The organism is Sphingobacterium anhuiense (assembly GCF_042686355.1).
In the GTDB taxonomy this organism is placed as follows: Bacteria; Bacteroidota; Bacteroidia; order Sphingobacteriales; family Sphingobacteriaceae; genus Sphingobacterium; species Sphingobacterium anhuiense.
Genome location: NZ_JBHUPE010000005.1, coordinates 140,521 through 164,804 on the forward strand (window position 1 = coordinate 140,521; position 24,284 = coordinate 164,804).

Here is a 24,284-nt window from a genome sequence, read left to right on the forward strand (position 1 = left end):
TGAATTACTTAGAAACCTTTGATAAAATCACTTTTGAGAAAGACCAAAGATCAATAATCCAATAATAATCGTTCAGATTACAGTGACGACTATTATTGGATTATAGTAATGAACTAACTTAATTGCGGATCCGTTTTTGAATGTTTTCCAGTTTCCACACGGCCTGCAAAATGGCGTTCAAAAGCTGTATTAACTACATGTAAACTGAGATCATACCAGCCAGACTGTTGGTGTGTGTCAATTTTCCAAGTGATCGATTTTCCTGCAGGTAATGATACTTTTTTATGCCAGTTGCTATATGCATTATCTTTTGCATCAATAAGTAAGGCTTCTTTTCCTTCATTTATTAAAGTAATCAATAGGTTACCTGTTGCCTGCTTTCCTTTATCCAATTCATAAGAAGACTGTACCTGTAGCGCTTCATCTTTACCTTTAAATCCGCGCATAAATCCATTCGGGCCATAGGCTGTTAAAGTATAGGTATGGTCTTTAAAGTCCGATAAATTCCAGCTGAAATCTAGAGATTCTCCAGCAAGAACAGCAAAAGGCCAAAACTTCACACCACCTTTATAAGTTGAGCCTGCGTATACATTGTATGGACTGCTTAGCGCCATTTTTCCAAAAATGGAATTCCCTGCTTCTAGTTTTAAATTAATTTTGTTCTCTTTTTTATCAATTTTTTCATGCACATATAGTTCGTAAGCGAGTGCATTAGATGGTCGTTGTCCTTTTTCTTGCTTCGCTAATAACGAATTGCTTTTTTTATGAAGTTTCAATTGTACAATATCTTCCTCTGACCATTGGTGAAAATTATTGGGCAGTGGTAATTTTTTGGCTTCATCAATAGCTCGAATTTGTGCATTACGATCCAAGAAAGGAAGTTTTTTAGCATTGCCTGAAACAGCAGTGCGAAAGACAGATGTCAGATCTCCAGTAATTGCTCTTCTCCAGGAACTAATATTATCTTCATGGATATTTTTACCATATTTTTTATTTACGAATTGCTCAATAAATTGAATAGTAGACGTAATATCAAAAACTTCGGAATTGACCCACCCACCTTTAGACCAAGGGGAAGCTATAACTAAAGGAACACGATATCCTAATCCGACAGGTCCTTCTGTGGCATTCTCCTTATCAACACCTGCGTCCAATTCCTGTTGCAGACTGACATACTCGCCAGAAATATCCAATCCAGGCGATACTTTTCCCGAAGTAGGATCGACAGGATTCGGTGCTACAAAAGGAGGAACGTGGTCAAAATAACCATCATTTTCATCATAATTTAAGATGAAAATTGTTTTACGCCAGACATCTGGATTTTCAGTTAATATGTTTAAAATTTCTGAAGTAAACCATGCACCATACATAGGGGCACTAGGATGGTCTGAAAAATACTCTGGGGCGACCAACCAAGAGACAGTCGGTAGGTTTCCCGATTTTACATCTTGTCTAAATTGATGTAATACGTCACCTTTAGGAACCCGAATGTCTGTACCATGTTCATTTACGGTAATGGCTTCGCGATAATTCGGGTCGTTTTCATTTGTTTGGAAGGCACGACGGAAAAGGGCTTGTTCTGATGGTGATAGCTTGTTGAAGGAATCCGGTGTTAATGACTCAAGCTTTTTCTCAAAACTTAGCAACTGTTCTTTCTTTTGCTTCAGTTTATTCTGTTCTTTTTGTACACTTGTTGCTTGACCGTCCTGAAGGAGCTTCTCTATACCAGCGATTTCAGCTGGAAGCTCTGCTACGCGTTTCTTTAGAAATGCTAAATGACTTTCCTTAAATTCTATATGATATTGTGAAAACCACTCCAGATTATTATCCGTGTAATTGCCCAGTAACCCATCGTCTTGTAAGCCAGATTGTATGCTTACTTCATTTTGGTAAACCTTCCAAGAGACAGCCGCCGCCTCAAGTTTCTCTGGAAATGTTTTCCAGCTCGCCCAGCGGTTAAAATAAATATCCGAATTGCGTACTAATGGTTTTTCTCCTTTACCCGGTACACAGGTACCTGTCCAAAAAAAATGTCGGTTTGTTGTCGTACCGGTTATGGAAGAACAGAAGTTTTGATCGCAGATCGTGAAAGCATCAGCAAATGCATAGTAAAATGGATTATCTTCCCGTGTATAATAACCCATTGTTAAAGGTATGTCTCTAAAATCCTTATAGTCAGAACGTTTTGCGTCTATCCAATTGTCGTGTTTTCCCTGGTTGCGTGCAGCAGATTGATTCTCCCAGGAGTGTGGTAGATAGCTCGTCCAGGCCGCCTTAGATCTTTTAATATCCAACCGGAAAGGAGAGAATGTTTTTCCATCTTTTCCAGATTGTAACCATACTGGATTTCCATTCGGTAATTGTATCGCTCTAGGGTCTCCATAACCACGTACACCAGACAGCGTACCAAAACTATGGTCAAATGAGCGATTTTCCTGCATAAGCATGACAATGTGCTCCGCATCTAAAAAACTAGATCCGGCAAGAGGCTCGATTGCCATCGCTTTCTGTATGGCGTCGGGCAATCCCCATTCTAAACCCATCGCTCCAGCTAAAAGGGAGGCTTTCTTTAAAAAATCTCTTCTATTGTCCATTTCGTGTTTTATTGTCTTAATTAGGTTTAAAAGTAAAAAGAATTTGTAAGTATGTTGTGTAACGATTAGGTTTCAAAAAAAACTGTGGAAGATTTTTTCTCTCCCACAGTTTCATCATTAGCTAACGGTTTATTTCAAGATCCAGATCAGGTTATTGATATCATCAACACCATTAAATTGTCTTTTCAATGCTTCGTCCAGATTTGCACTGTTATTTTGAAATTCTACACTTGGGTAACGCCAGCGTACTGGAATTTTAGTCGGAGCGTCAGCATTTAAACTAGAGGCTGGATTGATCTTCCATTTTGGATAACCTGTACGTCTGTAATCGTAGTACGGCGTGATGCGTGCCTGTAAGAAACTAGCTAAGTACTTTTGATTAATAATTGCCTCGATTTGTTTTTCTTGATTTGTTGGAAATGTTGCCACATATTGTGCTGTCGCAGCAGCAATATAGTTAGCATCCATAGGCATGTCGTGTGTATATTGACTTGTAGCCGGTGTATTGCTAGCAATGAAACTCATGGAGGCCTCAATTCCTTTTTTATACCAATCAACAGCCGATTCTTTAATCCAGCCCCGGGATGCCGCTTCGGCAATTACGAAGCAGAGATGTGCATAACTGTACTGTTGTGTTGGTTCTCCTGTTACCAGCTCTGTATAGCGATCATTGAGTTTTGAAAAATCTTTAGATTTTGCAATTCCGCTCAGATTTTCAAAAGGTAAAGAAGGATCAACTCCAGTATAGGCATCAAAGTTATTTGGCTTTAAACCCTTTTCAAGTTGGGCTGCTGCAGGATTTGCATAGAAAAATAATCTTCTATCTTTTAATGCTTTCAATGGGCTGATGATTTCATCAGATACCATCGGATAAATGACAAAGTTATTTCCTACCTTATAAAAAGGATATACCTGACCACTTTTATCCGATCGCATTAATTGAAAGTTATCTGAATTTGAAGTGAAAATAGGTTTTCCAGCTAGAACATTTGCAAATCGTTCTTTAACTTTTAAATCAGTATCATCAGCTTTCTTACTTAACTGAATCAATACATTCAACTGAAAGCTATTGACAAGTTTACGCCATTTAGCCACATCACCGGCATATAAGGGATCTCCTTCAAATTTTGTTCCGGCAGCAAATAATTGATCTGCTTGATCCAGTTCTTTCAAGATACCTAAGAATACATCTTTTTGGCTTTCGTATTTTGGAAAATACACTTTCTCCGATTCACCTTGAAGAGCTTCACTATAAGGGATATCTCCAAGACTCATCGTTAGATCATAGAATTTGATGGCACGCGCAAAATGCATTAAGCCGTCATAAGAGCTTTTAAGTGCTTCACTGGTTGCAAATTTACCCATAAAGTGAGCGTCATTGATAGACGTTAAGCTCATATCCATGGTTCCCAATCCATTATATTGATAGCCTTCAACAAGTTCAGTCCATACAATCTGTTTTGTTAAAAGATAGGGTTGCATAAAACTCTTCTGACTGGACTGATTACTGATGTTTAGAATAATCCGTGTTGCCAACATCGAAGATTTTACTTTTTCAGGTGTTTCCGGATTGGTATTTATTTCGTCAAATTTAGAACAGCTTGAAAGACTAACAAGAGCTAAAGTAGCCATTGTTATCCATGTACTTTTTATTTTCATGATGGTATAATTGGTCTGCATTAAAAAGTCAGGTTAATATTAAATCCGATGTAGCGTAAAGAAGGCGAGCTTAAATCTTCCGATCCTACATCTGGATCAGCATATTTATATTCTTTGGTCCACAGAAATAAATTCTGTCCCGTGATACCTATACTTGCTTTTTTAGCTTTCATTTTGCTTGCAAATGCTGTTGGAACAGCGTAGCTCAATGAAAGTTCGCGCAATTTGATAAAAGTTTCATCCCAATAATTGCGACGGCCAGAATATGCAGATTTCCAGTAGGATTCGTAAGATACTACTTTGTCATTCGGTGCAAATACGCGTGTATCTTCTACAGCTTGACCGTACTTATCATAGGTCACACTTCCCGATACGATTTTTACACCTGGAGCAATATATGTTTTATTACCATTGACCACTTCTTCATAACGGTATTCATTATCCGAGTCGGGGTGGGCACCTGTTTGCCATAGACGGGCGTTTGTACCGGAATAGGACATCCCTTTGATACGTCCATCGATACTCAAAGATAGTTGGAAGTCCTTATAGCGAAATTGATTTGATAAACCCCAGAACCATTTTGGAGCTGTATAGCCAATCAGCTGACCAGCATATTTTCCAGATATTGGCATTCCTGAACTATTATGTACAATTTCCCCATTTGGCGATCTTTCCCAGTCTGAAGAGACAATGTAATCCGTTCTTAGCCCTTTTTTTACATATAGCGCATCAGCAGAATATTGTGGATCCAACTTATGGAAGTAATTCATGTTTTGAGATAGGTTTCCAATAATATCCCATTGAAAATCAGTGTTTTTTATTGGTGTTCCACCTACGGTGATTTCATGCCCTTTCGTCATGATCTCTTCTTTTGTATTGATCAGGCGGCGCTCAAATCCGGTCATGTTAGAGATAGAAGCATTAAGCATCTTGTTATGCTCGAGGCGGTAGTAACGCGTGTAGTTACCAAAAACTCTATTTTTTAAAACGGCAAAATCGAAACCAAACTCATATGAATCATTTTGAGTAGGTGATATGGCGTAATCCTTTATTGAATTTGGATAAGAAGCTGTTGGATAGCCATCCCATACGTTATTACTGATTGAAAATGCCTGTCTTACATCATAAGGATTAGGTGTTTTTTTGGTAACTACCCATGCGCCCCTTACTTTAAATTGATCTAACCACGATAGTTTAAAATCAATGAGATCAGTTAGTGATGCACTTGCGGAAAGTGAAGGGTAGAAATAAGAGCGGTTTTCTTCCGGTAAAGTCGATGACCAGTCATTACGGCCAGTAGCTTCTATAAAAAGAGCATTTCTCCAAGAAAGAGCTAATCGTCCATATAGCGCATTGGTCATTAATTCCGAACGACTCTGAACGGTACTGATCGGGTCAATAGAATTCCGTAAAGAGTAATAACCTGGTATTGATAGGCCATTAACGGTAGATGAATTACTCGTTTTATCTAATTTGTAATAAACCGATCCACCGGCCATTCCGTCAAATCCAAAGTCACCCCAAGTTTTCTTTGCCGTAAAGATGATATCTGAATTAGAACTGAATCCATTATACTGTGCATTCTGGAATTTTCCTTTATTATGAAATCCACCAAAACCTTCAAATCCTCCACGGGTACCATAAATACCCATCGGGTTTTGTTGCGTTCTTTCTTTACCATAATAATCATATCCCGAACGCACAATCACTTTACCCCAGTCATTAACTCTATAATTTAAGGTAACTGCTGCGTTAATTTTGTTGATCAGCTCCGGTGTTGTTTTTTCATAAGCAGTCAAATAAGGATTGTCATACCAGCCTTTGTACATCCAATTTTGAGATTGGTCTTTTACCAGCCAATAATCTTGATAATCTCGTAAATCATATTCTGCTCCAGTCCAAACTAAGATATTATAGATGTAACCTTGATTATTGTATCCCGATCCAAAATTACTGCTGGACGAATTGCGGTTGTAGCCAAGATTTGTTTCTAGATCGACTTTATTGCTTAATTTGGTTGTTCCCGTTACCGATATATTGGTTAAGTTCAACTGTTGATTTGGGTATTGCCCTTTGTTGTATATGTGACTTATGGATGTACGGACACTTCCGTTTTCACCCTGATTTGTAAAGCTCAGTGAGTTATTCGAAATAAAGGACGGAACTAGAAAGTTTCTGAAGTTATCTTTCCCACGAGAGGTGAGCGGCTGATCCTCCATTTGTTTGGTCATTGGATTCCATTGTGAATAGATTTTGCCAATATCCATTTTATCGCCCCAGACATAATCGTTATTGTTGAATTTTCCACCCTCTCCAGACGAATAAGAATGCTGTACCTCAGGGAGCTTAAGAAAACCAGAGAAGAACATATTATTGCTATTTACATTAATTTCAGCACCTTGTTCTTTCAATCCTTTTTTTGTGGTGATCATGATTGCACCTCCAGAGCCTCTTTCTCCATAAAGAGCCGCGGCTGCGGCACCTTTAAGAACATTCATATCAGCGATATTATCAGTTGGAATATCGCGCAGTGTCATATTTTCATAAAGTACACCGTCGATAACCAAAATCGGATTTAAACCGCGTACCTGAATAGCAGGTGTAGTATTAAATTCAGTACTGTTTAATACACGGACACCTGAAATTCTTCCGGTTAGTGTTGTTCCGATATCAACCCCTTTTACTTTTGATAATTCTTCACCACCAATATTTTGCGTGGCATAACCCAAAGATTTTTTATCCCTTTTGATTCCGAGTGCTGTTACCACAACCTCCTGTAATTCAGAAGCTGTTTTTTGCAATCGGACTAATGAAATCTGTGAAACAGGTATTTCTACAGTACCGTATCCAATATAAGAAATCTGAACAATTGCAGACGGATCTACTGTTTTTAAACTAAAAGCACCTGTATTATCGGTGCTTGTTGCATGAGTTGTTCCCAGCACACGGATTGTTACTCCGCTTAGGGGTAAACTAGTTTCTTGGTCGATGACCTTACCTTTTGTTTCACTTTGTTGTGTAGTAGCTGTGATTTGATTGTTTTGTACACCTTTCAAAGCACCATTCTTGGTGATCACATACATCTTGTCGTCAATTTTGTTGACCGATAACTCCCCGTTAGAAATCGTCTGGATGAAAGTCGCGATGTTGCTTTTGTTTACTTTGCTTAAGTCTGAATTTTCGCGCACCTGTTGGTTGGAAATAGAAGCATCATACCCAAATTTGATGTTGAGTTTCTTTTCCACTCTGGTGATCACAGACCCAATCCCTTCCTCTTGCATCGCGTGGGACGCCATTACCTGTAAGGCAAGTGCTTGAAGAAGGATCCCTGTTCCCATAATTTTAAAATAGTAATTGGTTTTTTTCATATTACTGATGTTTATAAATAATTGTCGTATTAAAAGCTCGATTTAAGATCTCAAGTGATTTATCCAGGTCATTGGAAGGTAAGTAGCCCGTGAAAATTTCAGCTTCAAATTTCTCATTGAGTCGTAGACGCTGCTCAGGATAAAGACTGTTTAAATCCGAAAATATTTTCTGTATAGGCTCCCGGTCAAAGGCAAGTAAATTATTTATCCAGTTGGAAGATTCAATAGTGTCAGTAGGAGAGACCTCAAAAGATTGTTTTGATTTATCAAATGCTGCTTTCTGCCCCGGTAGAATAATCACTTGTTTTAAACCACTTTTTACCTGTACTTTTCCATGGTTTAGGACCAAGATATTTTTGTAGGGGGTATTGATTAGGTTGAAAGCTGTTCCGAGTACTCTGACATCAAATGCACCCGAATTTTCCACGACAAATGCTTTTTTAGGATTCTTTGAAATTTCAAAGAAAGCTTCCCCGATTAATTGTACACGTCTTATGGTATCCTGTACAAAATCAGACAGTACGAGCAATTTAGCTCCTTGTTTTAAGGAGATTGTACTTCCATCATTCAATTTTATTTGCTTAACAAATTTGGTGGTGTTTTCGAAGTTAGATTCAGGTTTGTTGTGGTCCGAATTAATTATTCCCCTGTTATTTAAATAGAATAAGATGGAAAACCCAGTTATTATGAGTGCCGCCGCAGCTCTAAGAAAAACTTTGCTTTTCCAGATCGGTCTTACAGCTGGATATAATTTTTCACCCGTTATTGAAGCAAAAATCTCATCCGATTTATGATCGTTTAAAACAATATTTTTGTTCTCACCCTTTAAAACCTCTTCTAGGTTTGGGAGATCTTGTTCATCACAGTCCTGCAAAATCGTCAAGATTAATTCACGATCTCTATCCGAAGTCTCGGGAGATAAAAATTTTTTATATAAAAAGGTTAATTCTTCTTTACGCATCTTTTCGTATTGTTATAGTATATACGGGTGGTAAAGACGAAAAGACGATGGTAACTTAAAATATTCTTAAAAAAATTAAAAGCGCAATAGAATCCTTCATATGGGCTATGAGGTATTGCCTAACAGATTTATTTGCTTTGACCAATTGATCGCGGACGGTATTGACCGAAATACCCAATTGATCTGCGATTTCCTGATTATTTAAAAAAGCTTCTTTACTCAATAGAAAAACCTCTAATCGTGCTTTGGGAAGTTTACCGATTGCTTGTTTGTATAGGTTTTCTAAGTCTTTATAAGCGATGGACTCTTCGTTTGAATTGTCTATTTCATTATTTTTGTTCGCATCTGTTGTACTGTAGTCCAAGCGTACTTTGACTTTACGGAGTTCATCAAAAACAAGATTTCGGGAAGCAGTGTATAGATAAGCGCGCATATTACCCTCTTCATCCAGCGTATCCCATTTGTTCCATAATTTGGAAAAAACCTCCTGTACAAGATCTGCAGCCATTTCTTCATCTTTAAAATGCAAAAAGGCATACTTGAAAACTTTGTCTTTATAGGTTAAATAGAATTGTTTAAAATCTAAGGTTTTATTCTTAATGGCTAACATCCCCATATTCTCTCACTCTAATATTACTGCAAGTTTAGTCACAATTTTAGAAAAGAAAAAATGATCATCGTCTAAATGTGTTTTTAAGATCCATTTTTAAACTACCGAATAAGAGGTACTTAGTGCTCATATGACGTCAGTATTAAGAGGGTGTTAAATTAAGATCATGTTTTAAGCTGTGAAAAAGCTTACCTATCATTCCGAGATCTATTTTATGAAGAGCAATCTGTTATAAGTGAAAAAAAAAATCAATGAGGAACATATAAAATTAGAATTCCTAAGTTTTTCCTAAATGTGCCTATAAGTTTGTTTCAAACATTAATATCATGAAATTTATATATACACTTTTATTCTTTCTGTTCGTTTCCAACCCTTCATTTGCACAAGAAACCACAATACCTAAGCCAGCAAAAGTAAAGCACGCAGAACCGCTTTACTTAGATCTCATGCGGGATCTAGGCGCTAGAAAAGGCGAAGCAGAATTTAATGTGGGGTATGGAACAGGTCGTTTTAAAAATAAAGTCGAGCATAATGCCTTTATTGAATACGAGTGGGCTGTTGCCAATCGTCTGGGACTGGAAGTTGAAGTTCCTGTGCTATTTGCAAAAGATAATGTAGGGCAAAGAACCAATCATGTAGAAGGTTTAAAGTTAGGAACCCAATATACGTTTTTGGTGGATGAGAAAAGGCAAACGTCTTTGGCTATCGGGTATGTGCATGAAATGGAATTTGGCCGATCAAATCCAACTGTAAGAAATACACCTCTTTTTGATGGTTTTGTATCATCACCCTTCTTTATAGCAGCTAAGAATTTTCATCAGATCAGTACCTTGATTTATACAGGACCTGAATTTGAATATCACTTTAAAAAGAAAGAAATGGAAACCAATTTTGTATTAAATGCAAACGTGCATTATATGGTTCCCAATTCAAGTCATTATATCGGTATTGAAAATGATATGCGTTTGGAGCATGGTCATTTGGAATATATCATGAGACCTCAGATGAAGCTCGCATTATCTCCGAATTTTGCAGTAGGTTTAGTATGCGGTGTTCCGATAAAATCAAAAGAATTTCAAATGGATTTTATGACCAGATTAATTTGGGAACCAAAGTTTTAAGCCTACCAGCCTTGTTTTATAGTTTCTTTATATATTAAAAAAGCCTCAGTATTGTAATACTGAGGCTTCGGTTTCTTATGCTTCTCTTCTCATATCAAAAGATATGTAATTTTCAAAATACTCCAATGATCTTATGGGAGTAGTTCGATTGCTCAACAGTTCTAGATAATTTTTTGCCATCAATCTCCATGTTGATAGTTCTCCAAAACTTTGCGCTTTGAACCGATACCAAGCCAATAATCTTGGGGAATGATATAAAAGACTGATGTTTTCGCGCATCGCTTCTATATCATCGAAAGGTGTGAGTATGCCTCGGTCATCGATCAATAAATCCTTAGCGTGCCAATAGGGAGTAGCAATAACAGCTGTTCCAGCTCCAACTGCGAACGATAGTGTTCCACTACTTGATTGTTCCTTATGTTGATAGGGAGATACATAAATATCGCATGCTGTAAGATATTCTTTAAGCTGCTCATCAGATAAAAACTCATCTACAAATACAACTTTATCCTGTAATTCTAATTGTTCGACCAGATTTTGTAATTCATAACGATAGGATTCCCCTTCACTTGCCAATACATGAGGATGTGTCTTGCCGACAATAAAGTATTTAAAATCTGGTAAATTGAGACCTACCAAAGATTTAATGGCATATTCCAAATTTTTACTCCGTCTTATTAAGCCGAAGGTCATCATCATAAAATGTTGCTGTAAGCCTAATTTTTGTTTCGCTAGCCCTTGATTATAATCAAACTGAGGAACCCCATGTGGAATCATTTTAATCTTTTGATGATCCTGATTGGGAAAAATCTCTTTCAAAATTGTACACCCTTTGGGCGAAAGAGAAATGACCTGCTTTGATTTTTTCAGCAGTGATTCCATGATTTCTTTTTTCCTTAAGGTTGGATCTTGTATTATAGTGTGAAAAACCGTAATTAATGGTATATTTAAGTTATTGATCAGGTTATTGATGAAAATTCCGTCAGCACCACCAAAAATTCCAAATTCATGCTGTAATATGCAATAGTCATATTCTTCATTAATGATGCACGAGGCTTGAATATAACTATCCACTCGATCTTTATCAATAACAAATCTTACTGAGCTGTCAAATTGCTCTTTACCCAGTTTACATACTGCAATAAGGTCGACTGTAACATCTGGATCGAGTTCCATTCCTTGCTTCAGATCATTTGTGAAGGTTGCCAGTCCACATTGTTGGGGAGGGCAGGTACTAATAATGACTATCTTTTTCATATTACTGCCACTAATTAATGTTATTTTCTTCCTGCTCAACAGGTATATCCAAAATCGCCATCAATAATAAGTAGTATCCCCTGTCTAAGCCCATTTCTTTTGCTTTTTGATCGATATGCTCCATGATATATTATATAAATAAATGCTACGTTATTTTATGCAGATTGTGAATCAAAAGATGTACCTAAAACTTGTTTTTATGTACATAACCGTAGTTTTTAGGTCAGTTAAAGTAGATTATTACTTATCTACAGTACTAAGCGTAGAGCGTGCGTATTTGTACGGGCACATAGAAATATTCTTGTTTTTAGCGTTGGCTGATAAGGATTGGTTTGCTTTTGTTCTGAGGTAAAAAGCGAGATTACCATGCAAGAAATAGATAATTAAATATAATTTGCTTACAGGTGGTCGATAATTCAGCAAGAATGAATGTGGTCATTCATTAAATTTATTTATAAAAAATAAAAAGGCTTATACATAAAAATATGTATAAGCCTTTTTAATGTGGAGCATATCGGAATCGAACCGATCACCTCTTCACTGCCAGCGAAGCGCTCTACCAAATGAGCTAATACCCCAGTATGTCGTAAGACAGGACCAAGATAGTACTTTAATATGAAATTCAAAACATCGGCGTTCTAATTTTTTCATTAAGCTCTGTATTTTTTATTAGAATAGCTAGAGTAAGAGACTATTTTAGTTTATGCAGATTTAAAACTGTTTATTTTACATAAGTTAATTTATTGTATTTGAGGGTAATAATCTGTTTTCTTTATTTTTTAACCATAAATTTTTGATAAGTGAGATTTCACAAAGCCTCAACTTCGGACTATTATGTTCTTGTTAAATTTTGTTAAAAAATAATTACTTGAAAATGAGTGATTTGCTGATTGAATTTCTATTTTAATAGAAAAGACTACTAAATCTATATATAAAAATATTACTTTTGCCACATAATAAAGACTACCTAATTAGTAGACTATTGATTTTCAATAAATATGAATAAAAATAGTGTCTATGTTATATGCTTTATAAGTGCAGTATTAAAATTCTAAACAGTATTACATGCAGTTAACAAACAAAATTTTTCCATTAGTAGCCACGGTATTAACCGTATCAAGTGTGAGCCAGCTCCAGGCACAACAACGCAATGTACAAGGTAAAGTTACAGATGCCACAACAGGAAAAGCACTAGCTGGAGTCAATGTTGTATTCACTGGACAGACTAGGGGAACAACAACCAATTTAAATGGCGAATTTACACTTCCTGTACAACAGGTTACCGACGCCACTATTGAGTTTTCCTACATTGGTTATGAGTCACAACGGGTAAAAGCCGATGGCTCTAATCTGACTGTCGCTTTGCAGGTCACCAGTCAAAACCTTGATGAGGTTGTTGTAGTGGCTTATGGTACTTCTAAGCGTGCGAATATTACCGGTTCAGTCAGCACGATCAATGCAAAAGCAATTGAAAATAGACAGGTATCCAGTATTTCGAAAGCTTTGGAAGGTCAAGTACCCGGTTTACAGTCGGTCGCATCTTCTGGTCAGCCCGGTACCGATGCGGCGATCAGAATCCGCGGTATCGGTTCTATCAACGCCTCCAGTTCACCGTTATTTGTCGTGGACGGAAATCCATTTTCAGGAGATATCAACTCGATCAATCCCAATGATATTCAATCCGTTTCTGTTTTGAAAGATGCTGCTTCAAGCGCCTTATATGGATCTAGAGGTGCTAATGGTGTCATTATCATTACGACAAAAAGTGGTAAGTCTTCTGAAAATACGACGATCAATCTCAATTTTACCCAAGGTTATTCTGGAAGAGCGGTTCGTGACTACGATCAGGTATCTACGGATGATTATTTCCAAATGTATTGGGAGGCACTTCGTAATAAAAACCTTTCAAATGGCTTGACAGCCGCGCAGGCAGCAACAAATGCGACGAACAGTGTTATAACTGATTTGAATAAAAATCCATATGGGTCGGCATTTCCGCAGCCGGTAGGACTGGATGGGAAATTAGTTCCAGGAGCAAAAGCATTATGGAATGATCCATGGACCGATGTTTTGCAACGTACAGGTGTGCGTACACAAGGAGATTTAAGTTTCAGTGGCGGTGGTCCTAAAAATACCTATTTTATGTCCGGGAGTTATTTGGATGATCAGGGTATTGCAATTGAATCAGGTTTCAAACGGTATAATGTACGTGCCAATATCGATGGAAAGATGAAATCCTGGTTAAATGCAGGTCTCAATATAGCAGGTAGCAGTACACAGCAGAAATATCCGCAATCCGAAGATAGCAACACCGCTAATATTATCAATTTTTCCCGCTTAGTACCTTCTTTTTATCCTTACTACGAGCGTGCAGCAGACGGTTCTTATGTGCTGGATGAAAACGGAAATAAAATATATGATTTTGGACTTTACCGTCCGAGTGGCGCTACTCCAAAGAACAATCTGGCAGCTTCACTGCCTTTAGATAAAAATGATATCCGAAGAGAAAATGTTGCCGCTAGAGCCTACCTTGAGGCTGTTTTTTCAAAAGATCTGAAATTCCGATCTACTTATAGTCTAGACTATATCAATAGTAATACCCATAATTATACCAATCCTACGGTTGGTTTTGGTGTCGATACAAAAGGATCTGTGTCCAAATCCAATGTACGAACAGTAGGACAAACTTGGAACAATATTTTAACGTTTGATAAGCAGTTTGACCTACATCACTTGAATGTATTGGCAGGTCAGGAATATTATGATTTCAACAGTTCCAATATGAGTGGTAGTCGTCAGGGATTTGTACTTCCAGGATTTTACGAACCGGTCGCAGCGTCGCAATTGAATAATTTTACAGGATCTAGCGTCGATTACAGCTTATTGAGTTTCCTTGGACGTGCCGAATATAACTATGATAACCGTTATTATTTCTCGACCTCATTACGTACCGATGGATCATCCCGTTTTGCACCTGAAACCCGTTGGGGAACTTTCTGGTCAGTGGGCGGTTCATGGAAAATTGCGCAGGAAAATTTCTTGAAAGATGTTTCAGTTCTTAATCAGTTAACCTTGAGAGCTAGTTATGGAGGCCAGGGTAATGACAACTTGGGAACTTACTATGCTTACCAAGGCTTATATACTATTTCCAATAGTTTAGGTGAAGGCGGAACGGTTACAAGCCGATTGCCAACACCAGATCTGAAATGGGAGACAAACTTGAACTTTAATGTGGGTTTGGATGTTGCTGCTTTTAAAAATCGAGTTTCTTTAAGTGTGGAATATTTTAATCGCCAAAGTAAAGATCTGTTATTTACAATGCCGATGCCTTATTCGAGCGGTTATTCAGGTTATGATGCCAATATTGGATCACTTCGAAATAGAGGATTCGATATCGATATACACACGATCCCAGTACTGACTGAAAACTTCAGATGGAACTTGGATGTGAATCTATCTCATTATACCAATAAAATCACCTCACTGCCAAATAATAACAAAGATATCATTACGGGCACACGTGCATTACGTGTTGGTGGTACGATCTATGATTTCTTTATGCCGGAATGGGCGGGTGTAAATCCTGAAAATGGATTACCTCAATGGTATGTGGCCGATCAGGACGGGAAAAAAACAGATCAAAAAACATCTGAGTATACTAAAGCTGGATTTTTTGATGCCGGAAGCTCATTGCCTGATTTAATAGGTGGTGTAAGCAATAGCTTTAGTTATAAGAATTTTGATTTATCTGCTTTGGTCAGCTTCAGTTTAGGTGGACAAGTATTGGATAACGATTATATCCAGTTGATGCATACCGGAAATAATGTGGGAAGAGCGTGGAGTGTTGAAATGTTGAATCATTGGACACCAGAAAATACAGCTACAAACGTCCCAAAGTTGACGACAGATAATTTAAACTGGACTTCAACCTCCACACGCTTTTTATATGATGCAACGTATGCACGTTTAAAGAATGTGAGTTTAGGCTATAGTTTACCTGGAGATTTAATCCGACGAATTGGACTCGGTAAATTACGCGTATTTGCAACAGCAGAAAACTTGCTGACTTTTTATGGACATCAAGGAATGGATCCGGAGCAGACATTAAATGGAGCTACTTATTTCCGGTACCCGGCTATGCGTACCATTTCAGGAGGTTTACAGCTTGTTTTTTAATGTTTAGGCAATCATATAAAAATAAAACAGTATGAATATGAAATTAAAATCTACCTATATACTTTTGGCAGTTTCCTTACTCGGTACATCTTGTAAAGATGTCTTGGACACGAATCCGACAACTGCCGTCGCTGAGTCCGAGATTTATAAAACGACCGCGAATGTTGAAACGGTTATTAATGGAACTTGGAAATACCTCAATGATACGTTTTTCACGTATGCCAATCCAGGCTATTCAGCTATTTTGCGTACCAGTGATGCCATGGGGAGTGACGTTGCTTTAACGACAAAATACGGGTACCGCGATGCCTATACGTTTTCTGAACTCAATAATAACCGATCTTACCGCATTAACTCTTTCTGGACTTTGCTTTATAAAGTCATCGATAACGCCAATAATGTTGTTGCTAAAGTCGATGGCGCTGAAGGTAGGACAGAAGATAAGAATAGGTTAAAGGGGCAGGCAAAAGCACTCCGAGCATTTGCTTATTTAAATCTAGCATTTTTTTATCAGTTCAGCTACCAGAAAGATAAAAATGCGCTGACTGCACCAATTTATACCGAACCAAGTACGACAGCGACTAAAGGAAATCCGCGGGCAAGTCTCCAACAGATTTACGATCAAATTTTAAGTGATTTAAAAGATAGTCAAACACTTCTTGAGGGATATACACGTACCGAGAAATATAAGATCAATCAGAATGTTGTTCAGGGTCTCTTGGCTAGGACTTATCTGCAGGTTGGTGAATGGAAGCTAGCAGCAGAGGCTGCAGAAAAAGCAAGAAATACTTACAATCTAATGGGTGCAGCTGATTATCAGGCAGGGTTCAATGATCTTGGAAATTCAGAATGGATATGGGGGCATAAGCAAACGACTGAACAAAGCAATGCTAGTTATACCTTCCATTATTTAGACGTATCCTCGGATGCATCTTATTATTTCAGCTTCATGGCAGATCCTTACTTTAAGAATTTATTTGACGAAAGCGATACGCGCTACAGTTTATTCGAGTGGGATCCATTGGCTGGACGTGAAGGGTTTTTAAGATATAAAAAATTCAAATTTAAGCCCAATGTGATCGGAGATATCGTATATATGCGTTCTTCCGAGATGGTATTGATTGAAGCCGAAGGTTATGCGCGCGCAGGGTTGCAGGACAAAGCCATTGCTGCATTAAACACATTGCGTACAGCCCGTCAAGCAAAACTTTATGATGTGAGCCAAGGGAAAAACTTAATTGAAGAGATCTTGATAGAACGACGTAAAGAACTTTGGGGAGAAGGCTTCGCTTTATCGGATATTATTAGAACGCAAGGAAAAGTACAGCGTAAATTGTTTATTGATGAAACAGGTAAACCAATCCAAGTTTCGATCAAAACAGCAAATGGAGGTACTAAACTTGTTAATGGACAGGGACATCGCGTAGTGAAATTTCCGGATGGATCTAATTTCGTCGCTAATAGCCCATATTATCTATTCACTATTCCAAACGAAGAAATTGTTAGAAATCCTAATTTATAATATGAATTGCTTTTTAATAAAAATAGGCCTTTTACAGTAGTAAGGGCCTGTTTTTTTATTACTTATTTCACGCTCATTTTTAATCTTTCTGATTACATACTATTATATACTTTCAGTCAACTATAATTATTTTAGAGGTACTCGTTTGGCTAATGTTTTTAATGCTCCTTTATAAGAATCGACTCCGCCAAGAAAAGGTTTTCTTGTGTCCGAAAACAGTTGCCTTCCAGTCGCATCATAAATAGTCATTAAAACTTTTGTATCATAATTTGTACTGGTATAGCTGTTATTTGATTGAACCACAGTACCCTTTGTTTTATTATCTTTTTTCTTGTCATCATAAGATGCTACCCCAGAACCATAGCTGAATGTTCCTTTATTTTCAATATCATAAACCCCTAATATAACATAATCTACGCCAAATAGTTTAGCTAATTCCTCCGGTGTATGATTGGCAATTTCAGCCAGGTTAATATTATTTTTAGCTAAAGTAGCATTTGTCGTCCTTGCATCTTGGACTTGAATAGAAAGTGATCGTGACCTCAAAGCGTCGACACAGGCCTGCTGTACTTCTCGTCTCATCACATCGGTGGTAAGACCTTGGTCATTACTGGCAATTTCAAATGGAATAACAGCAAGTCTGTTCCCGCCCTGTATAGCGCTAGCTTGTAATGCTGTTGCATTTACTGTACTGCTGGCATTACCAGCTGACCTAAAGGATTCTTCTCTTCCATTGGCAAATACAATTTTATCAATTAAAGATTTTTTAAGTTCGTATTGTAACTCTTCACCAGTATAAGAAAACTTGATGATTTCGTCCCCAATCGTGATGACTTTTCCTTTTTTCTGTCCACCGTCCATCAGATAGATGACATCTTCTTTTTGCTGTGCAATAGTTGTGGTGGCGCATATCAGTAAAGTGAAGAGATAAATTGTAAATTTTAGAATGCGTTTCATAGTTATGTTAGATTAATTTTACCAGATTAAAGTTTTCTATCGTAGATTTTACACCATAAGCTGGCCCTGGGGATTAACAAATATCCATTAGAATTGGTTTTTAGTTGAAGGAAGTTTTCTTGAAAATAGTGGTTCTCTTTTAGCTTTTATTACTATTTCAGTTATTTGAAGAATATTTTTTCTAATGAAATAAACTGTTGCAGTTACTGTAGTGATTAAATCAAAAAAAACTTAGATTGTTAGTGTTTTTAGTATGAGCTAAATGTGAAATCTAAAATTTGTTTGATCGTATAGTATACCTTTAGATTACAAATATTGACTAGGTGTTTTTCGTAAAAATTTTTTAAAGAATTCTATAAAGGCACTAGAACTTGAGAAATCCAGCTCATCAGCTGTTTCGTTAACATTTCTACCATTGGTTAATAATTCTATTGATCGATGCAGCCTCCATTGTTGCCTCCAGTCTTGATAAGACATGCCTGTTTCTTTCATAAAAATGCGTCCAATTGTTTTTTCAGTTATCCCGATTTCTAACGCAAATTTCTTCATTATCGGAGGTTTCGACTTCCCTATATTCCATTGGTCTATATAGGGTTGAAATCTGGAATCCGATGGCTCTACTAAGGTTAAGTTTTCACGAGATGCGTGCTGAAATTCTTCAAAAAAAACAGCTGTTATATTTTTCTGATTGCTCCAGTGCATATCCCAGGGCCAATGCGATATACGTTCAATAACTTCTTTTAATAAAGGACTTATATTCATGATTATTAATTCATCAGGTAGGTTTTTGAACTTGTTGGGATCAAAATATATAGAACGATAAGCGACTGTATTTCTAATCGTAACGCTATGTAATACATTTGGTGGAATCCATGCTGCCATTGTAGGTGGTAATAAACTCTGCGTACTGTGTGTACGTATTGACATGCATCCGCTTGGAGCATATAATAGTTGCGCTTTTTGGTGTTTGTGGTTTCCTGAATCATGAGCATTCAATTCTGACGCAATACCAATTACAGCAGCATCTATTTGGTCGGGATCAAAGTAATCATCTTTAGCTATATATGTCATTGTCTTGTTATTGATATTTTTTGTCTTAATACCAATAACAAGGTACGATAAATCATGTGTTATTTTGCAAAATAATTAAAGTGAAAAATGAAAAATAAACCAAATTTAATGCTATTAATCATCTTGATTATGTTTCCACAATTTGTCGAAACAATTTATAGCCCTGCATTACCCGGTATCGCACAAGCTTTTCAGGTAAGCAATCAGCAGGCGTCGTTAACCCTATCATTTTACTTTATTGCTTTCGCATTTGGTGTAATCTTTTGGGGCATATTATCCGATATAATAGGGAGAAGAAGTGCTATGATCTGGGGACTATTTTCTTATGCAATTGGAGCTGTTATGGCACTATTTACCAGGGATTTCAATATGATATTAATCGCTCGGGTAGTCGCTGCTTTTGGAGCTTCCGTAGGTTCTATTATAACACAGACTATCCTTCGGGATGTATATCGAAAAGAAGACCTAGGTTCTGTATTTTCTATTATTGGAATTGCGCTCTCTTTAAGTCCTATTATCGGTTTTATAACAGGAGGTTATATGACTGAAAGCTTTGGATATCAGGGTGTATTTATGGTAGTTTTGTTAGTTGCGGTATTGTTGTTAATCAATGCTATTAAGTTTTTGCCTGAAACAAAAGCGCCTATTAAACAAGACCGTCCGAAAATTGGAGCAGTTTTGAGACAATTATTAAGTGATCGGATGATTTGGTTAAGTGCCCTATTAGTAGCATTATTCAACATCATGTTATTTAGCTACTACTCTTTAGGTCCATTTATATTTGAACAATCAGGGCATAGTGCAACACAATTTGGATATAGTGGCATTTTACTTGCCATTGGTTCATTAGCTGGGGGGGTACTGAATAAAAAACTTATTCATTTAAATTTTTCTGCACATCGATTGGTTTATATTTCATCGGCGATTTCTATAATCGGTGCAGTAGGCACCTTTATATTGCAGGGCAGTCTATGGTTTTTATTTCCCATGCTTTTCATACTGATTGCATTTAGTATTGCAATACCCAATATATTAAGTCAGGCACTTATTAAGTATAAGGATGTTGTTGGAACTGCGGGAGCCCTCTTTGGATTACTCTATTATATACTTATCGGTTTAGGTCTTACAGTATCAGGGTGGATTCAAGATTTTGGTTTAGTTCTTATAATTTCGTCTATATTGGCCATATTATTTGCTGGCGCATATAAAAAATCCGCCTCACGCACGCATTAGCACTATTGGAAAAAATAGTTACTTTTAGCCCATATCAGATCTAGTCAAGTGAATAAATTATTATGAAGAAAATAGCTTTTTTACAGATACACATTTAGGTCAGTAAGTTAATGTAGTACATGACGGTTTAGGTTCTGAAAAAATGAATTATCGGCAAGAGCCAGATACACATAAAGAAAATTTCACTGAAAAAATTTTGAATATTGATCACTGCATCAGCTAAAAATCATTTCATTGGCATGTCCAGTGAATGTTCCTATATCTAACATCGCGGGTTTTACTATTAATTTGACAATAAATTGTTCACTTCTGCTATGATTTCGTTGAGATCAAAAGGTTTTGCAAGAAAGCGGTCAGCTCCCGCCTCCATGGCAATCTTATTTCCATCCCCGCTTGCCGATATTACAAGAACGGGTAACTTTTTTATCTCCGGATTATCCCGAATTATTTTTAAAATCTCATCCCCCGGTAAGATGGGCATCCAAAGGTCCAGCAATAGCAGATCGGGCGATTGCATTAAAATTTCATTAATAATATGAATACTATTGATCTGTGGCAAAACCTCAAACCCTTCAATCTCCAGTAACATCTGGAGCACATCAAGTATTCCTTGATCATCATCACAAATCATTATCTTTTTCTTATCCATAGCATTAATTTTTTATGACCGGTAACGTAAAATTAAAGGTCGATCCTTCGCCAACTTCACTCTCTACCCATAACGTTCCTTTATGATTCACGATAATTTCATGAGAAACATATAGTCCGATTCCTAATCCGGGATATTTCTTTTGAATATTACTTGCTCTAAAAAACCTTTCAAAGATTTTAATCTTATCTTGGTGGCTGATACCCATTCCAAAATCTTTAACCGAAATTTTTACAAAATTTCCGACAGTATTGATGTAAACTTCGATATTTTTAGATCCTGGAGCATACTTGATTGCATTTGAAATTAAGTTGTTGAACACCTGTAAAATCTGCATTTCATCACCAAGTACAGAGGCATTTGTACATCCGGAAAATGAGATCTCATACTCAGGATTAACAACAGATAGGTTTTCAATTGCTTCTTTTATAGTTTTATCAATTTCAAAAGGTTCTAGATGTAGTTCTATATTGCCGGAATGAATTTTTGATGTGTCCAGTAATTTAGAGATCAGCTTATTTAGTTTTTCAATATATATAGAAACTTTATCAAGAGAGGTTGTGAACTGATCTGGGTTTTTAGCAGGATCCATACGCTGAAGTAGTTGTATCAGACTTTTTATTGTCGTTAACGGTGTCTTCAGTTCATGGCTTGCTATAGAAAGAAAATCATCTTTTCTGCGGTCCAACTCTTTTTTATCTGTAATATCCTCTATAGCAATGAGTATTCTATCCTTGTACTGTCCTTCAAACTCTATTCTATAAGCATTAAGAAGCATCACTTTTTTTCCAATATGTTGAAAATGATGCTCGACTTCATAATCGGTGACCGGATTATTTGTTGGCAATATTTTCGTTAAAAGATCTTTTAAAGTATCAATGTCCCATTGATGGTTTCCGAGTTCGAAAAGTACTTTCCCGACAGTCTCTTCCTGAGTAACTTTAAATGAACTTAGGAAATGATTATTGGCACTTAAAACAACATAGTTAGAATCGAGTACCAATAAACTTTCTCTTACCGTTTGAATGATACTGGCTAAAAAAGCTTCTTTTCCCATCAGTTCTTTCGTGCGTTGCTGTATTTTTTCCTCTACAGATGATTTCTCTTCACGCAAATCATACTCTATTTTTTTCCGATCTGTTACATCATTTTGTACTCCGATAAAGTGGGTGATCATTCCATCATCATTTTTAACAGGAGATATGAACAGTTCATTCCAGAACAATTGACCATTCTTTCGGTAGTTTCTAATTTCAACCCTACATTCTTTCCCATCTCTTATACTTTCTTTAATAAGTTGTCGCTCAGCTTGCGATCTGTCTTGTGCTTGTAAAAAGCGACAGTTGTGACCTATTATTTCATCCTTGTTATAGCCAGATATTTTTTCAAACGCGCTGTTACAATATATGATAGGATTATCGGGCTGCAAATTATCTGTGATAATAATACCCGAGTTTGCCGAATTTAAGGCTTGAAGATATATGTTGAGATTCTCATTTATCATAAAATTTATTTTCGTTACATGAAGTCTTTATCAGGATGTGTAGACTTCATTTCAAAATATATTAATTATAGAATCAATTTTACAAATACTATGCCTTTACAAGCAACTTATATTTTATAATTTTCTACAAGCGGATCATTTACGGCGCATTAAACCTTCCCGATAATCATCTTATTTAAAGATGCCTTACCATCATTTAGTGGACTTTATTTAGGTTTTAACGGTTAAAAATAAGTGAATTAAGTTTTTTATATCCATCCAATGGAAAGATAATTTATAACAAATTAGCATTGTCGATCAAACAGTATTTTTTGAATGAATATAACGTAGTGTTGTAGTTATAAACCGTAGAAATTCGTGAAGGCTAGGTATTTTTTGATTGTTCTTTACATGCCATAAGGAAATACGAATTTATTACATTTCGTTGTTAAAGATGATTTAAAAATGATGTTTTAATTGCGTTGGAAATTTAATTCCCTACTATATGTAATTTATAAATCGATCTTCTTGTTTAACTTTTACGTTCAGCGTTCATCTCCAGGACTTTGTCACAAATTGAATAAAATCAAAAGGGCCTAATTTTCATTAGACCCTTTATCTTGGCGTTCAACTGCACAGTAATTTTATGTTTCTTATCGTTTCCTCTTTTTTGTTTCATCATCCAAATGGTTTTGGGACAATTGGACTTTATTACTGTACTACGTCATTTATCGTTTTATACTAAATTAAAAGTATGTTTACTACTGATTTGTACTAGATGAACACCTGTCTTCAGAAAAAGTTCAAATAATTTTAAATATTTTTTATTTTAAGGATTTTCTAAATTAATTACACATATTACTTGTGTGCCTTTTTGTATATCATAGAAAGTATTCCGAATATCCAACCAGATATTTTTAAAAATTATAGCTGTTCTATCGAAGGTGTTTCGGCTTTAAATTTTGTTCTGCGGATTCGACGATTTCAGTAATTCTTTTTTGTCGCACCTGCGGTTGTCTGGCAAGAACAATCCATTGTAAAATAGCTTTCTTGACCGATTTGCTTAAACTTACATAGAACGCTTTAGCATGAGGTTTGGTTGCAAATGCGACTTCCAGATCTTTTGGAATAATTAATTCTTCTACCTCATCCAGTAATATCCACGAACCATTTTCTTTTGCGATTTCTATGCTCTTATGACCAGCATCGTGCATCAGTCCGCTGTCAATAAGATTGAGCACTTTTTGTTTATTAATTTTGGACCAAGTGCTTTTAGGTTTACGTTTGCTAAAATATTGATGAGAAGTTTCGTTGTCTACAGAAATCTTTTTACTGTCAATCCATCCAAAGCAAAGTGCAACATCAACCGCCTCACTCCAGGTAATCGATTTTTTTTCAGAACTTTTTTTATGAAAAACAATCCATACAGCCTGTTTTGTCTGATGGTTTTCCATTAACCATTCGCGCCAGGCGCTACTATCAGCGGGATAAAATATTTCTATTTCTTGCATCATCATTTAAAACGATTGTTTCAGGTTCTATTGCTCCAATATCGAGCGACTTATTATACCTTAAATGTAAACATAAACTTAATTGTACAGTTGCATTTTATTTGAAAAATAG

Annotated in this window: 15 protein-coding genes and 1 tRNA gene; 4 read left to right on the forward strand and 12 right to left on the reverse strand. The window is 36.5% G+C overall.

Features of this window, described 5'->3' with window-relative positions; all coding sequences use genetic code 11:
* Positions 1-113 precede the first annotated feature (113 nt).
* The 5 genes from ACFS6I_RS12745 to ACFS6I_RS12765 form a co-directional block, all read right to left on the reverse strand.
* A complete protein-coding gene (locus ACFS6I_RS12745) occupies positions 114-2,594 on the reverse strand; it encodes a phosphocholine-specific phospholipase C (protein ID WP_380921085.1) in 2,481 nt (826 codons plus the stop codon).
* A 129-nt stretch (positions 2,595-2,723) separates the two neighbouring features.
* Positions 2,724-4,253, reverse strand: a complete 1,530-nt coding sequence (locus ACFS6I_RS12750; RefSeq protein WP_380921087.1) for a SusD/RagB family nutrient-binding outer membrane lipoprotein — start codon at positions 4,251-4,253, stop codon at positions 2,724-2,726.
* A gap of 20 nt (positions 4,254-4,273) precedes the next feature.
* On the reverse strand, positions 4,274-7,621 hold the full coding sequence (locus tag ACFS6I_RS12755) for a SusC/RagA family TonB-linked outer membrane protein (RefSeq protein ID WP_380921089.1): 3,348 nt from the start codon (positions 7,619-7,621) through the stop codon (positions 4,274-4,276).
* Position 7,622: 1 nt separating this feature from the next.
* Positions 7,623-8,582, reverse strand: coding sequence for a FecR family protein (locus ACFS6I_RS12760; protein ID WP_380921091.1), 960 nt, complete (start codon positions 8,580-8,582; stop codon positions 7,623-7,625).
* A 55-nt stretch (positions 8,583-8,637) separates the two neighbouring features.
* Positions 8,638-9,192, reverse strand: a complete 555-nt coding sequence (locus ACFS6I_RS12765; protein WP_243656113.1) for an RNA polymerase sigma-70 factor — start codon at positions 9,190-9,192, stop codon at positions 8,638-8,640.
* A 326-nt stretch (positions 9,193-9,518) separates the two neighbouring features.
* Here ACFS6I_RS12765 and ACFS6I_RS12770 point away from each other — a divergent pair, with 326 nt between their 5' ends.
* Entirely contained in the window at positions 9,519-10,313 is a 795-nt protein-coding gene (locus tag ACFS6I_RS12770) for an HAEPLYID family protein (RefSeq protein ID WP_380921092.1), read from the forward strand.
* Between the two features lie 75 nt (positions 10,314-10,388).
* Here the strand turns inward: ACFS6I_RS12770 and ACFS6I_RS12775 are convergent, their stop codons facing one another.
* Positions 10,389-11,570 (reverse strand): glycosyltransferase, encoded by a 1,182-nt coding sequence (locus tag ACFS6I_RS12775; protein WP_380921093.1) that lies wholly within the window; start codon positions 11,568-11,570, stop codon positions 10,389-10,391.
* A gap of 505 nt (positions 11,571-12,075) precedes the next feature.
* Positions 12,076-12,148: transfer RNA gene (locus ACFS6I_RS12780), tRNA-Ala, on the reverse strand.
* A gap of 487 nt (positions 12,149-12,635) precedes the next feature.
* On the opposite strand from ACFS6I_RS12780, the gene ACFS6I_RS12785 reads away from it, so the two are divergent.
* Both ACFS6I_RS12785 and ACFS6I_RS12790 read left to right on the forward strand, forming a co-directional pair.
* On the forward strand, positions 12,636-15,746 hold the full coding sequence (locus ACFS6I_RS12785; RefSeq protein ID WP_380921095.1) for a SusC/RagA family TonB-linked outer membrane protein: 3,111 nt from the start codon (positions 12,636-12,638) through the stop codon (positions 15,744-15,746).
* A 37-nt stretch (positions 15,747-15,783) separates the two neighbouring features.
* A complete protein-coding gene (locus ACFS6I_RS12790; RefSeq protein WP_380921097.1) occupies positions 15,784-17,268 on the forward strand; it encodes a RagB/SusD family nutrient uptake outer membrane protein in 1,485 nt (494 codons plus the stop codon).
* 126 nt (positions 17,269-17,394) lie between these two features.
* Here the strand turns inward: ACFS6I_RS12790 and ACFS6I_RS12795 are convergent, their stop codons facing one another.
* Positions 17,395-18,225, reverse strand: a complete 831-nt coding sequence (locus ACFS6I_RS12795) for a hypothetical protein (protein ID WP_380921099.1) — start codon at positions 18,223-18,225, stop codon at positions 17,395-17,397.
* A gap of 306 nt (positions 18,226-18,531) precedes the next feature.
* Entirely contained in the window at positions 18,532-19,296 is a 765-nt protein-coding gene (locus ACFS6I_RS12800; RefSeq protein ID WP_380921101.1) for an AraC family transcriptional regulator, read from the reverse strand.
* An 87-nt stretch (positions 19,297-19,383) separates the two neighbouring features.
* On the opposite strand from ACFS6I_RS12800, the gene ACFS6I_RS12805 reads away from it, so the two are divergent.
* A complete protein-coding gene (locus tag ACFS6I_RS12805; RefSeq protein WP_380921103.1) occupies positions 19,384-20,529 on the forward strand; it encodes a multidrug effflux MFS transporter in 1,146 nt (381 codons plus the stop codon).
* Positions 20,530-20,812: 283 nt separating this feature from the next.
* Here the strand turns inward: ACFS6I_RS12805 and ACFS6I_RS12810 are convergent, their stop codons facing one another.
* The 3 genes from ACFS6I_RS12810 to ACFS6I_RS12820 form a co-directional block, all read right to left on the reverse strand.
* On the reverse strand, positions 20,813-21,178 hold the full coding sequence (locus ACFS6I_RS12810) for a response regulator (RefSeq protein WP_132845051.1): 366 nt from the start codon (positions 21,176-21,178) through the stop codon (positions 20,813-20,815).
* A 4-nt stretch (positions 21,179-21,182) separates the two neighbouring features.
* On the reverse strand, positions 21,183-22,682 hold the full coding sequence (locus tag ACFS6I_RS12815) for a PAS domain-containing sensor histidine kinase (RefSeq protein ID WP_380921105.1): 1,500 nt from the start codon (positions 22,680-22,682) through the stop codon (positions 21,183-21,185).
* A 914-nt stretch (positions 22,683-23,596) separates the two neighbouring features.
* On the reverse strand, positions 23,597-24,178 hold the full coding sequence (locus ACFS6I_RS12820) for a YdeI/OmpD-associated family protein (protein WP_380921107.1): 582 nt from the start codon (positions 24,176-24,178) through the stop codon (positions 23,597-23,599).
* Between the last annotated feature and the right edge of the window lie 106 nt (positions 24,179-24,284).

Bases quoted from the DNA above. Each gene is read 5' to 3' on its own strand.
- ACFS6I_RS12805 (WP_380921103.1), top strand. From the start codon at position 19,384: ATGAAAAATAAACCAAATTTAATGCTATTAATCATCTTGATTATGTTT.
- ACFS6I_RS12750 (WP_380921087.1), bottom strand. From the start codon at position 4,253: ATGAAAATAAAAAGTACATGGATAACAATGGCTACTTTAGCTCTTGTT.
- ACFS6I_RS12775 (WP_380921093.1), bottom strand. From the start codon at position 11,570: ATGAAAAAGATAGTCATTATTAGTACCTGCCCTCCCCAACAATGTGGA.
- ACFS6I_RS12745 (WP_380921085.1), bottom strand. From the start codon at position 2,594: ATGGACAATAGAAGAGATTTTTTAAAGAAAGCCTCCCTTTTAGCTGGA.
- ACFS6I_RS12815 (WP_380921105.1), bottom strand. From the start codon at position 22,682: ATGATAAATGAGAATCTCAACATATATCTTCAAGCCTTAAATTCGGCA.
- ACFS6I_RS12790 (WP_380921097.1), top strand. From the start codon at position 15,784: ATGAAATTAAAATCTACCTATATACTTTTGGCAGTTTCCTTACTCGGT.
- ACFS6I_RS12795 (WP_380921099.1), bottom strand. From the start codon at position 18,225: ATGAAACGCATTCTAAAATTTACAATTTATCTCTTCACTTTACTGATA.
- ACFS6I_RS12800 (WP_380921101.1), bottom strand. From the start codon at position 19,296: ATGACATATATAGCTAAAGATGATTACTTTGATCCCGACCAAATAGAT.
- ACFS6I_RS12755 (WP_380921089.1), bottom strand. From the start codon at position 7,621: ATGAAAAAAACCAATTACTATTTTAAAATTATGGGAACAGGGATCCTT.
- ACFS6I_RS12820 (WP_380921107.1), bottom strand. From the start codon at position 24,178: ATGATGATGCAAGAAATAGAAATATTTTATCCCGCTGATAGTAGCGCC.
- ACFS6I_RS12765 (WP_243656113.1), bottom strand. From the start codon at position 9,192: ATGTTAGCCATTAAGAATAAAACCTTAGATTTTAAACAATTCTATTTA.
- ACFS6I_RS12785 (WP_380921095.1), top strand. From the start codon at position 12,636: ATGCAGTTAACAAACAAAATTTTTCCATTAGTAGCCACGGTATTAACC.
- ACFS6I_RS12770 (WP_380921092.1), top strand. From the start codon at position 9,519: ATGAAATTTATATATACACTTTTATTCTTTCTGTTCGTTTCCAACCCT.
- ACFS6I_RS12810 (WP_132845051.1), bottom strand. From the start codon at position 21,178: ATGGATAAGAAAAAGATAATGATTTGTGATGATGATCAAGGAATACTT.
- ACFS6I_RS12760 (WP_380921091.1), bottom strand. From the start codon at position 8,582: ATGCGTAAAGAAGAATTAACCTTTTTATATAAAAAATTTTTATCTCCC.